General features: G+C 26.1%; 13 protein-coding genes. 12 read left to right on the top strand and 1 reads right to left on the bottom strand.

The features are described 5' to 3' along the window. Genes Q1J48_RS07525 through Q1J48_RS07550 form a run of 6 tightly spaced genes read left to right on the top strand, consistent with a single transcriptional unit; the run spans position 1 to position 5,482 of the window. Positions 1-1,077, top strand: coding sequence for an LptF/LptG family permease (locus Q1J48_RS07525; protein WP_300328090.1), 1,077 nt, complete (start codon positions 1-3; stop codon positions 1,075-1,077). 2 nt (positions 1,078-1,079) lie between these two features. After that, a complete protein-coding gene (locus tag Q1J48_RS07530; RefSeq protein ID WP_300362372.1) occupies positions 1,080-2,153 on the top strand; it encodes an LptF/LptG family permease in 1,074 nt (357 codons plus the stop codon). 11 nt (positions 2,154-2,164) lie between these two features. Then, on the top strand, positions 2,165-3,412 hold the full coding sequence (locus Q1J48_RS07535; protein ID WP_300362374.1) for a M16 family metallopeptidase: 1,248 nt from the start codon (positions 2,165-2,167) through the stop codon (positions 3,410-3,412). Continuing rightward, entirely contained in the window at positions 3,412-3,849 is a 438-nt protein-coding gene (gene dut / locus Q1J48_RS07540) for a dUTP diphosphatase (protein ID WP_300362377.1), read from the top strand. Before Q1J48_RS07535 ends, dut begins: the two co-directional genes overlap by 1 nt. A gap of 9 nt (positions 3,850-3,858) precedes the next feature. Further along, positions 3,859-4,737, top strand: a complete 879-nt coding sequence (locus tag Q1J48_RS07545; RefSeq protein WP_300362400.1) for an RluA family pseudouridine synthase — start codon at positions 3,859-3,861, stop codon at positions 4,735-4,737. Between the two features lie 10 nt (positions 4,738-4,747). Further along, on the top strand, positions 4,748-5,482 hold the full coding sequence (locus Q1J48_RS07550; RefSeq protein WP_300328102.1) for a DUF368 domain-containing protein: 735 nt from the start codon (positions 4,748-4,750) through the stop codon (positions 5,480-5,482). 36 nt (positions 5,483-5,518) lie between these two features. On the opposite strand, the gene Q1J48_RS07555 is transcribed toward Q1J48_RS07550, so the two are convergent. Then, positions 5,519-5,704 (bottom strand): DUF4250 domain-containing protein, encoded by a 186-nt coding sequence (locus Q1J48_RS07555; protein WP_300362379.1) that lies wholly within the window; start codon positions 5,702-5,704, stop codon positions 5,519-5,521. 216 nt (positions 5,705-5,920) lie between these two features. Between Q1J48_RS07555 and Q1J48_RS07560 the strand changes: the two genes are divergently transcribed. From Q1J48_RS07560 to Q1J48_RS07585, 6 genes are read left to right on the top strand one after another with little or no spacing between them, the layout of a single operon-like run. After that, positions 5,921-6,916 (top strand): LacI family DNA-binding transcriptional regulator, encoded by a 996-nt coding sequence (locus tag Q1J48_RS07560; RefSeq protein ID WP_300362381.1) that lies wholly within the window; start codon positions 5,921-5,923, stop codon positions 6,914-6,916. 30 nt (positions 6,917-6,946) lie between these two features. Then, on the top strand, positions 6,947-7,762 hold the full coding sequence (locus Q1J48_RS07565; RefSeq protein WP_300362384.1) for a glycerophosphodiester phosphodiesterase family protein: 816 nt from the start codon (positions 6,947-6,949) through the stop codon (positions 7,760-7,762). Positions 7,763-7,784: 22 nt separating this feature from the next. After that, complete coding sequence (locus tag Q1J48_RS07570; RefSeq protein ID WP_300362386.1) at positions 7,785-8,798, top strand: extracellular solute-binding protein; 1,014 nt, start codon at positions 7,785-7,787, stop codon at positions 8,796-8,798. Positions 8,799-8,807: 9 nt separating this feature from the next. After that, the gene (locus Q1J48_RS07575) at positions 8,808-9,827 is read left to right on the top strand and encodes an ABC transporter ATP-binding protein (protein ID WP_300362389.1); all 1,020 of its coding nucleotides are present in this window, start codon (positions 8,808-8,810) and stop codon (positions 9,825-9,827) included. After that, on the top strand, positions 9,817-11,532 hold the full coding sequence (locus Q1J48_RS07580) for an ABC transporter permease (RefSeq protein ID WP_300362392.1): 1,716 nt from the start codon (positions 9,817-9,819) through the stop codon (positions 11,530-11,532). The genes Q1J48_RS07575 and Q1J48_RS07580 overlap by 11 nt, the downstream gene beginning before the upstream one ends. A gap of 18 nt (positions 11,533-11,550) precedes the next feature. Then, positions 11,551-12,189 carry an MgtC/SapB family protein gene (locus Q1J48_RS07585; RefSeq protein WP_300362395.1) on the top strand — a complete coding sequence of 213 codons (639 nt, stop codon included), beginning with the start codon at positions 11,551-11,553 and terminating at the stop codon, positions 12,187-12,189. Positions 12,190-12,387: the final 198 nt, after the last annotated feature.

The following is a 12,387-nucleotide window of genomic DNA, read 5'->3' on the forward strand; positions in this document are numbered from 1 at the left end:
ATGAAGATAATAAACGACTATATATTAAAAGAATCTAAGTTATCAATAGTATTTGGAATAACTCTATTTACTTTTATTTTCTTAATAGAAATAATAGTATCTATGATGGAAAGTATACTTGTAAAAGGTTTATCTGTGATAGATGTGGCAAGGATGATATCTTTTTATCTTCCTATGATACTTTCTCAGACTATTCCAATGGGAATATTTTTAGGAATAATGATTACATTTGGAAATTTTACAAAAAATAGTGAGATAACAGCTCTTAATTCTATGGGTGTTTCTTTAAATAAAATTTTAAAACCTGTAATCTGGATAGGAATAGGGGCAACTTTATTTATATTTTTCTTACAAGAAAGTTTGGTTCCAAGATCATTTATAAAATTACAACAACTTTCATATAAAATGGTTTATGAAAATCCTGTTTTCCAATTAAGAGATAAGGTTTTAATAGATGGATTTGCAAATTATAAAATATATATAGATTCTATCAATAAAAAAACTAAAGATGCTGAGAAAGTTTTAGTTATGATACAAGAGGAAGATTCGCAATATCCAACTTTAGTATTGGGAAAAACTGCAAATTGGGAAGATGCAGCTCTTTCACTGAAAGATGCAGATTTTTATAGATATGATGAAAAAGGAAACTTGGTTGTAACTGGTAACTTTGAGAAAAAAAGAGTTCCATTCACATCATATTTTAAAGATATGAGTGTAAAAGTAAAAGATATTGAGGGAATGAACATACAACAGTTAAGAAAAGAGATAGAGAAAAAAGATAGGGCAGAAAGAATACCTTACATAGTAGAGATAAATAGAAAAATAGCTGTTCCTATGTCAACAATAGCCTTAGCAATTTTAGGTGTTTTACTTTCTATTGGAAATTCAAGATCTGGAAAAGGAATAAATTTTGGAATAGGGATAGTGGTAATATTTTTATATATTGTTCTTTTAAATATAGGAGTAGTATTTTCATATAGAGGAATAGTAAGTCCTTTTGTTGGAGTTTGGACACCTAATATTATTTTATATATTTATACATTTATACTATATTCAAGAAAGGTAAGGTTAATATAATGATGAAAAAATTAGATATTTATATCAGTAAAAGTTTTATAAAATCTTTCCTTATTTCTTTAATTGCTTTTATAAATATATTTATATTGAGTCAACTTTTTAAAATTTTTAGATATGTTGGAGAGGGAAGATTAACTCCGGGAGAGGGAGTTTTATATATTCTTTGTATGTTACCAAAAATAATAATGAATGTAACTCCATTGGCTGTACTTTTAGGAGCTTTGATGTTTATAAGCAAGATGGCCAGTAACTTGGAGATAATTTCTTTAAAAACTGCTGGAATAAGTTTTAAAAGAATTATTCGTTTTCCTCTTATAATCTCTTTTATAATTTCTATCCTAGTATTTATTGTAAATGGATATTTATATCCTAAAGGGGAGAAAAAACAAAGAGAATTAAAAGGGGATGTTATTTCAACTCTTTTACCAACAGAAAAAAGAAATGGATTTATAAGAGATGATCACAATAACTTATATATGTTTGATTATTTAAATGTTATTGATGGAAAAGCTAAAAAAGTTAAGATTATAGAATTAAATGATAATTTTGATAAAATAGACAGAGTTATTTTTGCAGAAACAGCAAACTTTGATAAAGATGAAAAGGTTTGGAAATTAAAAGATGTAAAAATAAGTAATGTGGAGTCAAAAACTCAAGAGAATTTAAAGGAGTATTCTTCACCTGAATATAAAGAGGAACCAGAAAAATTTGTTGCTCTTTTAGTTGATCCAAGAATATTAAATAATAGAGAATTAAAAAAAGAACTTTCTAAACTAGAAAATACGGGAATAGATACAAGAGATGGAATTTCTGAAATTGCTAACAGATATTCTTTCCCTTTTGCAAGTTTTATAGTGGTATTTTTGGGATTGGCTTTAGGAAGTAGATATGTTAGAAATTCATCAGCTATAAATGTAATAATTAGTATATTTTTAGGTTATGGATATTATATTGTTCACGCATCATTTGAGGCTTATGGAAAAAATGGATATTTAAATCCTTTTGTTTGTGGCTGGATACCAAATATAATATTTTTAATAGTTGGAATATATTTTATAGAAAAGGCTGAGTATTAGGAGAAAATTTTATGTCAGATAATATAAAAATAAAAGTTTTAGACAATGGAATACCTTTATTAATGGATAAAATTGAGGGGATAAGCAGTGCGTCATTGGGAGTTTTTGTAAAAACAGGAGCAAAAAATGAGTTACCCGGTGAAGAGGGAATATCTCATTTTATAGAGCATATGATGTTTAAAGGGACTAAAAATAGAAGTGCTAAGGATATTTCAGAAGAGATAGACAATGTTGGTGGAATAATAAATGCTTATACCGGAAAAGAAGTAACAACTTATTATACACAGATGCTTTCTAATAGACTTGAAATAGGTGTAGATATTTTAACAGATATGTTTTTAAACTCAACTTTTTTAGATGAAAATATCGAAAGAGAAAAAGGTGTAGTTATAGAAGAGATAAATATGTATGAGGATATTCCAGAGGAGATAATTCACGATAAAAATGGAAATCTAGTAATAGATGGTCCTCAGAGTAATATAATTTTAGGAAGTGTTGAGAGTGTTCAAGGGCTTACAAGGGAGAAAATTTTAAACTATTTTACAGAACAATACAGTCCAAGAAATATGGTTATTTCAATAGCTGGAAATTTTTCGGAAGATGAAGTTTTTGAAAAATTAAATTCTGGTTTTGGAAAAATAAAGAAAGTGGAAAAAATAAGAGAATATAATGGAAAAATGGAAGTAAAAACTCCCAAAACTATTATAAAAAAAGATAGTAACCAAGTTCATCTATGTTTTAATACAATAGGAAAGTCTGCCATAGATAAAAGAAGATATGAAGTTGCTATTTTAGCAAATACTTTAGGTGGAAATATGAGTTCAAGACTTTTCCAAAAAATAAGAGAAGACAGAGGGCTAGCTTATTCAGTTTATAGTTATACTTCATCTTTTGAAGAGGGGGGAATAATAACTATCTATGCAGGGACAACTCTAAAAGATTACAAAGAGGTAATAAAATTGATAGAGGAGGAGTTCCAAGATATAAAAAATAATGGAATAAGTGAAAAAGAATTACAAAAAAGCAAAAACCAATTTTTAAGTGCTGTTACTTTTGGTTTAGAAAGTAGCAAGGGAAGAATGACAAGAATGGCAAATTCTTATTTATTCTATAATGAGATAAAAGATCTTGATGATATTTTAAATGAGATTGAGCAAATCACAGTAAAAGATATAGAGGAGATTGCAAAAGAGATATTTGATGAAAAATATTATTCTTTAACAGTTCTTGGAAATATAAATGAAGGAGAATTAAACTAATGGAAAAAGTAGTAGTAAAAGTAGTATTAGAAGAGGGAGTACAAAAACCTGTATATATGACAGAAGGCTCAGCAGGAATGGATGTAAGAGCTAATATAAAAGAGCCAATCACTTTAGGAAGTTTAGAAAGAGTATTGGTTCCAACAGGGATAAAAATGGAAATACCAGTAGGATATGAAGTGCAAGTAAGACCAAGAAGTGGACTAGCTTTAAAATACGGAATATCTATGGCGAATACTCCAGGAACAATTGATTCTGATTACAGAGGAGAGATCGGAGTTATAATGATAAACCTAAGCAAAGAGGATTTTGTAATCACTCCAGGTGAAAGAATAGCACAGTTAGTTTTAGGAAAAGTTTATCAAATGGATCTAGTAGAGGGAGAACTTTCTCAAACAGAAAGAGGAGAAGGTGGATTCGGTCATACTGGAAAATAATAGAGGATAATTATGAAATATATAATAGAAAAAGATAACGAGGGAGTAAGATTAGATAGATATCTTAGAAAAAAACTCTCAGATGTTCCATTAACAGAAATTTTTAAGGCTTTAAGAATTGGAAAAATTAAAGTTAATAATAAAAAGAAAAAAGAAAACTATCGTCTTGTAGAGGGAGATAAGATCTTTATAGGAATTGGAAATCTTCAAGAGGAAGAGGAAAAAGTATTTTTAAAACTTAGTGATGAAGAGAAGAGATTTTTAGTTAAGAATATTGTTTTTGAAAATGATGATTTAATAGTTTTCAATAAAGAAAAAGATGTGGTTATGCACAAAGGAAGTGGATTTGACTATGGAATCTCTGAAATGTTTAAATCTTATTATGAAACAGATGATTTTAATTTTATAAATAGAATAGATAAAAAAACTTCTGGATTGGTAATTGGAGCAAAAAATAAAATTTCTACAAGAGTTTTAGCTGAAGAGCTAAGAGAAAATAATATAAGAAAAAAATATTATATTTTAGTTCATGGAAATATTAAAAAGAATATTTTTACAATTGAAAATTATCTTAAAAAAATAGAGGACAAGGTTGTTGTAACTTCTAAAGATGATCAAGAGGGAAAAGTGGCAGTAACTCATTTTAAGGTGATTGATAGATATGAAAAATATACTCTTTTAGAGGGGGAACTTTTAACAGGAAGAACTCATCAACTAAGAGTACAATTATCTGATATGGGAAATCCAATAGTTGGGGATACTCGTTATGGGATAAAAGATGGGGAAAAGAATTTATACTTAAATTCTTTTTACTGTGAAATACCAAAATATAATGTAAAAATTGAAAATGATTTACCAGAATTTTTTAAGAATAAACTAAAAAAATAAGGGGAGAAAAATGTTTTTATTAAATTTTTTTAAAGGAATCGGTATTGGTGTAGCTAATGTAATTCCAGGGGTTTCTGGTGGAACAATGGCTGTTTTATTTGGAATATATGATAAATTAATTGATGCTATAGCAAATTTTCTTAAAGCAGATAAAGCGAAGAAAATAGAATATATTAAATTTTTACTTCCTCTTTTAATTGGTTGTGGAGTAGGAATACTTGCTTTTGCTAAGATTATAGGATATTTATATGAAAATTATCCAATTTACACAAAGGGTGCATTTATAATCCTAGTTTTACCTTCAATACCAGTGATAATAAAAGGAGAAAATTTTTCTAATGTAAAAAATATCTTAGCTTTTGCCTTTGGATTGATGTTTGTTATAGGATTTTTTATGATAACTTATAAGTTTTCAGGAAATTCATTTGCAAAACAAGATGTATTCACAACATTATATGGGTTAAAATTAACTCTATGTGGAGCTTTAGCAGGTGGAGCTATGATAATACCAGGAATCTCTGGATCTCTACTTCTTCTGGCTTTAGGTGAACATGAAAATATAATAAATTATATCGGAGCTGTTAATATAATTCCTCTTTTATATTTTGGTGTTGGTGTTGGAATAGGAATACTTTTATTCACAAAGATAATAAATTATTTTTTAGTAAATTATAGAGGAAAAACTTTATTTGTTATTCTTGGAATAGTGGTTGGATCATTGATAGAACTTATAATAAAAATATAGTTAAAATAAAAAGCTGTTTGATTAAAGACAGCTTTTTTATTTTGCAAAAAATTGATTTGTATTTTCATTATAACTATATCCATTTTCTTCAAAATGTTCTATAAGTTCTTGTTTGGATATATCCATATCTTCACAAAAATCATCCAGAGATGAATAAAAATCTCTAAGTTTCATATTGATCATACTATATGCAATATTGATATCCATATTTAAAAAATCCATTTAAATCCTCCTTAATAAATTTTTTACATTTTTTTTACATTAAATAAATAAACTTTTAACGTCTAGATTATATAATAACTCTATAAAATATTTTATCATATATGTTTTAAAATAGTAATAAATATTTTAAAATTAAAAAAACTTTACAAAAGAAAACCTATGTGTTATACTTGTTCTATAAAATGTTAACGATAACATATTTTAAGAGGGATTGATTTGGAAAAGAAAAATATAACAATAAAAGATATAGCAAAATTAAGTGGATATTCAACACAAACGGTTTCAAGAGTAATTAATAATGATACAAAGGTAAAAACTGAAACAAGAGAAAAACTTTTAAAAATTATAGAGGAATATGGATATAAACCAAATTTCTATGCTAAGTCATTAGTAGCTAAAAAGAATAAAAATATTTTAATTTTATTAAAAAGAAAATCAGGTCATAAGGCAACAATTTGGACAAATACATTGGTAAACGAAATAATTTTAAAAAATACGAGGTCTGATATATCAATTTTAGTTGAACATTATTATAAAGATGAAGAATTAGAAAAATCTTTGATAAATAAAAGTAGTATGTTTATAGATGGAGCTATTATTTTTTATGAAGAAAAAAATGATAAGAGAATAGAGTTATTGAAAAAAAATAGAATACCATTTATAATTTTTGGAAAAAGTTATGAAGAAGAAAATATCTATGTAAGCAATGATGATTTTTATTCTAGTTTGAAAGCAACTGAATATTTATTGGAAAAAAATATAAAAAAAATAATATTTGTATCAGCTAGTCCAAGTCCTATGAATGAACAGAGGGTAGATGGTGTAATAGAGGCATATAAAAATAAAAAAGAAGACTTAAAAAATTTAGAAATAATTAGAAATATTAATACATCTTTAGAAATTAAAAATTTAGTAAAAGAGTATAAAGAAAAATTACCGGAATGTTTTTTTGTAAATGGTGATGAAAAAGCAATAGTTTTAATGAGAGAATTATTTAATTATAATATAAAAGTTCCAGAAGATATAAAGGTTATGGGATTTGATAATTTGCCATTATCAGAATATACAATTCCATCTTTAACAACAATATCTATGAATTATAAAGAACTAGCTAAAAAACTTTTAGAAAAAATATTAAATATAATGGATGGAAATAAAGAGAAATCAGAGGAAGTTCAAAGCAGTTTAATTATTAGAGAAAGTACAAAATAGAATTAAAATAAATACTGTTCAGGAGGAAAAATGAAAAAAGATTTTTACAAAGAATTAGAAGAAAAAGGATTTTTAATAGCTGCACATAGAGGGAGCTTTGGTGGAAGTGTAATAGATAATACTGAATTATCTTCAAAAGTTGCTTTAGCAATGGGAGCAGATATAGTAGAAATGGATGTAATAAAATCTACTGATGAAGTACTTTATGCATTTCACGATGGAGAAGAGCCAAGAAGATTTGGAATAGAAGAAAATATAAAAACTCTTTCATCAAAAGAAATAGATGAGTTGGACTATAAAAATGTTTTAGGAGAAAAAACAGGTCAAAGAGTTAATAGATTAGAAGATTTATTATTAAGTTTAAAAGGAAAATGTTTTATCAACTTAGATAGAAGTTGGGATTATTTAAAAGAAGTTTTTGAATTAGTAAAAAAATTAGAGATGGAAGATCAGATAATAATAAAAACACATCCAACAGATGAAGCATTTGATTTTTTAACAAAAAATGAGAATAAATTAATGTACATGGTAATAGCATCAAAAAAAGAAGATGTATTAAAATTTATGGTACCAGAAATAAATATGGTTGCAGCAGAATTATTATTTGAAAGTGAAGATTCAGAGGTAATTGAAAATGAGTTTTTAAATTATTTGAAAAATAAAAATATAAAAATTTGGATAAACTCAATTACTCTAGGAAGTAGATTTAATTTAAGTGCACATTATGATGATAATTTATCTATATTAAATGATGGAGAAGGTTGGAGATGGCTAATTGATAAAGGAGTAGATATAATACAAACAGATTGGCCAGCATTAGTTAAAAATTATAGAAACGTTTTATAAAATAAAAAATAGGAGGAAAAATATGAAAAAAATTTTTTTAGGAGCTATGTTAGCGTTAACATTAATTGGTTGTGGAGCAAAAGATGATTCAATAATTCTTTATACAAATTCAGGTTCTAATGGTAGAAGTGAATTTTTAAAAGAATATGCAAAAGAAAATGGATTTAATTTAGATATAGTTAGTGCTGGTGGAACAGATATAACTAACAGATTATTAGCTGAAAAAAATAATCCGATAGCTGATGTAATTTTTGGTTTAAATAATATGGAATATGAGAAATTAAAAAGAGAAAATATTTTGAAAAAATTTAGTCCTAGCTGGGCTGATCAAATTCCAGAAGGATTATCTGATGCAGAGGGATATTATAATGCAGTAACAGTAACACCACTATTAGCAGTATATAATACAGATATAATAAATGGAGAAAATATTCCAAAAGATTGGACAGATTTAGCAACAAATCCAAAATTTACAGGGAAATATTTTATGTTTGGAACTAATGGTGGAACTGGAAAGGCTGTAATGGCTAGTGTGGTTTCAAGATATAGAGATGATAATGGTGAACTTAAAATATCAAAAGATGGTTGGGAAATGACTAAGAAACTATATACTAATGGTTATGTAGAAAGAGGAGAGGAAGATTGGTTTGGTAATTTAATGTCAGGTAAAAGACCAATATTAATGTTATGGGGATCAGGTGCCTTAGAAAGACAAAAAGCAAATAATATAAAACTAGGGGTAATGAAACCAGAAATAGGGGTTCCGTTTGTAGTAGAACAAATTGCTCTTGTAAATAAAAAAGGTGACAATGAACAGGTTGAAAAATTTGCAGATTGGTTAGGATCTCCAGAGGTTCAAATTAAATGGGCAGAAAAATTTGGAACAGCTCCAGCTCATCCAGCAGCATTAGAAAAAGCTCCAGCTGAAGTAAAAGAGTTAGTTGAAAGTGTTAAAATACAAAATTTAGATTGGAAGTTTATTAGTGAAAATATTGATTCTTGGATAGAGAAAATAGAATTAGAATTTATAAAATAGGAGAAGAAAATGATAAAATTTAATGATGTTCAAATAAAATATGGAGATTATGTAGCAATTGACAATCTAAATTTAGAAATAAATGAGGGTGAATTTTTTACAATGTTAGGCCCTTCTGGTTGTGGAAAAACAACAACTCTTAGATCTTTAGTTGGATTTTCTTATCCAACTAAAGGAAAAATTTTTATAGGAGAAACAGATGTTACAAAAATGCCTACTGAAAAAAGAGGTGTAAGTATAGTATTTCAAAGCTATGCTCTTTTCCCGACAATGACTGTTTACGAAAATATAGCTTTTGGTTTAACACTTCAAAAACTTCCAAAAGAATATATAGATAAAAAAGTGAGAGAAGTTGCTGATAAAGTTCAAATTATTCCGGAAAAATTATTCAATAATGTTTCTGAATTATCAGGTGGACAACAGCAAAGAGTAGCCATAGCAAGAGCACTAGTATTAAATCCTAAAATTTTATGTTTAGATGAACCTTTATCAAACTTAGATGCAAAACTAAGAGTAGAATTGAGAAACGAATTAAAAAAATTACAGAGAGATTTAAAGATTACAACAATTTATGTAACTCATGATCAAGAAGAAGCGTTAACACTTTCAGATAGGATTGCAGTATTTAATAAAGGAAAAATAGAACAAGTTGGAACACCACAAGAAATATATACAAAATCTAAATCTCCTTTTGTATGTGAATTTATAGGGGAAATTAATAAGATAGAGCCAAAAGAAATTAAGAATATAGGTCTTGAAAAATATTTCTCTTATGAAACTCCACTATATATTAGATTAGAAAATATTTCTTCCGAAAAGATAAAGAGTTCTGATTTAGAATTAAAGGCAAAAGTAATTGATGTAGAATACTCTGGAATTTTTAGTAAAATTACTTATGACATAAACGGAGTAAAGATAAGAAATATAGAAAAAAATAATGGAAAAATATTACCAAAGATTGATGAAGAAATTAAATTATATTTATCCTTAGAAAATATAATGCAATTTGGTGATGAAAATGAACAATAAATTTTTAAATTATTTGAGTAATAATAAAAATAAAATTTTATTAAACGGAATTCTAATTTGGATAATAATTTCATTTATTATATATCCTAATGTAAGTTTGATAAAAAATACTTTTGTTGTAAATGGAGATGTGTCATTAAGAGCTGTTGATAAACTTTTATCTTCAGAAAGAGCAATGAAAAGTTTAGTAAATAGTTTTATATTAGCGGTTTCTTTATCTTTAACTGTTAATATATTTGGAATATTTATAGTACTTATTACAGAATATTTCGATATAAAGGGAAGTAAAATATTGAAGCTAGGATATTTTACACCAATGATATATGGTGGAATAATATTAGCATCAGGGTATAAATTAATTTATGGAGAGACAGGAATAGTAACATCATTTTTAATAAAAATATTTCCAACTCTTCCTTTGAATTGGTTTGAAGGTTATTTGCCAGTTTTATTCACAATGACTTTTGCTTGTACATCAAATCATTTGATATTTTTAACGAATGCTATAAGAGGGACAGATTATCAAATAATAGAAGCTGCAAGAAATATGGGGGCTAAGGATTCAACAATAATTTTAAAAATATTAATCCCTATTTTAAAACCAGTATTATTTGCTTTAACTATTTTAACTTTTTTAACTGGATTGAGTGCAGTATCTGCTCCACTTATTTTGGGAGGAGAGAATTTTCAAACTATAAATCCAATGATAATTATTTTAGCTAAATCTCGTTATTCAAGAGATATCGCTATGTTATTATCTATTATTTTAGGAATAGTAACAATAATAATACTTTTATTTATGAATAAACTTGAGAGAGGAAAAAATTATATTTCAGTTTCAAAAGCAAAAACAGTTTTAAAGAAACAAAAAATTGAAAATAAAGTTGTGAATATAGTTGTTCATATAATATCTTATATAATATTTTTAATTTATATGTTCCCAATAATAATAGTTATTTTATTTTCTTTTTCAGATATAAATTCTATAATAGCTGGAAGATTGGATTTATCAAATTTAACATTGGAACATTATAAAAAATTATTTACAGATATTTCATCATTTAAACCATATGTTGTAAGTTTATTTTATTCTGCAAGTGCTTCAATAGGAGTTATTATTTTTACTTTGATAATATCAAAATTAATTCATAAGAAAAATACTAAAATAGCAAGATTTTATGAGTATTCTTGTTTAATACCTTGGTTGTTACCATCAACATTAATTGCTTTAGGATTTATGACTACTTATGATAGTCCAAAATTTATAATATTCAATAGAGTTTTAGTGGGAACTCCAATAATAATGGTTCTAGCTTATATGGTAGTAAAAATTCCTTTTTCATTCAGAATGTTAAGAGCTGCATTTTTCTCTGTGGAAGATTCATTAGAAGAAGCAGCAAAATCAATGGGAGCTTCAACTTTTTATACTTTTAGAAAAGTTGTATTACCTATAATTTTACCATCAACATTAGCTATTGGTGCATTAAACTTTAATTCTTTACTAATGGATTATGATTTATCAGTATTTTTATATCACCCTCTATTAGAACCATTGGGAATAGTTATTATGAAAAATACATCAGTGGAAGCAGATATGTCGGCTAAAGCAATGGTATATGTTTATTCTGTTACTTTAATGATAATCTCAAGTTTAGTTGTATACTATGTATATGGTAGAGAGGGGAAAAAGAAAAATAAGAAATAATAAATAGAAAGGAAAAAAATGGGAAATGATGTTTATATAAGAATTTTCTTATCTGTAATTTTTGGTGGATTAATAGGACTTGAGAGAGAATTAAAAGGAAAACCGGCAGGATTAATCACATTAACTTTAGTTTGCCTTGGAGCTACGATGATTGCTATTTTACAAGAAAATATTTTAAAAACAAGTGATATAACAAGATTGAGTGCTCAAGTTATATCAGGGGTTGGATTTATAGGTGGTGGAGCCATAATTCAAACTAAAGAACATGTCCAAGGATTAACAACAGCAGCAACTTTATGGATAAGTGCTTGTTTAGGATTAGTTATTGGATATGGATTATTAAAATTAGCAATATTTTCTTTTATGATGATTAGTATAATTTTAATTTTAGTAAAGATTTTAGAGGAGTCCTATATTTATAATCAAAAAAGAATAAAAGTTTTATTAACCTTAAAAAACTCAGAAGATATTTTAAAATTAAAAGAAAGATTTTCAAAAGAGATTAATCAAATAAAAATAGTAAAAATTTTGTGGAAAGATTATAATCAAAATCTGGTTGAATGTACATTTTCTATGAATAAAACTATAAATTTATTTTATTTTGAAAAGGAACTTTTAAAAAATAATGATATATTAGATTATACATTAATTAGTTAAAATTTTTTACAATTTTTTTACATTAAATAAACATTATTTTAACGTTGGTATATTATAATTTATTTAGAAGAGAAAGATCACTTCTATTAAATATTAAGCTCAAAAGAGCTAGGTATATTTAATTAAACTATCCCAAATTGCATTTATCTATAAAGAATCAAATTTTTCGTTAAGAGAAGTTTGATTCTTTTATTTTCT

Origin of the sequence: Fusobacterium sp. (assembly GCF_029258315.1) — a bacterium.
GTDB lineage: Bacteria > Fusobacteriota > Fusobacteriia > Fusobacteriales > Fusobacteriaceae > Fusobacterium_B.

Excerpts from the sequence above, each read along its gene's own strand:
- Q1J48_RS07525 (WP_300328090.1), top strand. The coding sequence starts at position 1 with ATGAAGATAATAAACGACTATATATTAAAAGAATCTAAGTTATCAATA.
- Q1J48_RS07530 (WP_300362372.1), top strand. The coding sequence starts at position 1,080 with ATGAAAAAATTAGATATTTATATCAGTAAAAGTTTTATAAAATCTTTC.
- Q1J48_RS07535 (WP_300362374.1), top strand. The coding sequence starts at position 2,165 with ATGTCAGATAATATAAAAATAAAAGTTTTAGACAATGGAATACCTTTA.
- dut (WP_300362377.1), top strand. The coding sequence starts at position 3,412 with ATGGAAAAAGTAGTAGTAAAAGTAGTATTAGAAGAGGGAGTACAAAAA.
- Q1J48_RS07550 (WP_300328102.1), top strand. The coding sequence starts at position 4,748 with ATGTTTTTATTAAATTTTTTTAAAGGAATCGGTATTGGTGTAGCTAAT.
- Q1J48_RS07555 (WP_300362379.1), bottom strand. The coding sequence starts at position 5,704 with ATGGATTTTTTAAATATGGATATCAATATTGCATATAGTATGATCAAT.
- Q1J48_RS07565 (WP_300362384.1), top strand. The coding sequence starts at position 6,947 with ATGAAAAAAGATTTTTACAAAGAATTAGAAGAAAAAGGATTTTTAATA.
- Q1J48_RS07570 (WP_300362386.1), top strand. The coding sequence starts at position 7,785 with ATGAAAAAAATTTTTTTAGGAGCTATGTTAGCGTTAACATTAATTGGT.
- Q1J48_RS07575 (WP_300362389.1), top strand. The coding sequence starts at position 8,808 with ATGATAAAATTTAATGATGTTCAAATAAAATATGGAGATTATGTAGCA.
- Q1J48_RS07580 (WP_300362392.1), top strand. The coding sequence starts at position 9,817 with ATGAACAATAAATTTTTAAATTATTTGAGTAATAATAAAAATAAAATT.
- Q1J48_RS07585 (WP_300362395.1), top strand. The coding sequence starts at position 11,551 with ATGGGAAATGATGTTTATATAAGAATTTTCTTATCTGTAATTTTTGGT.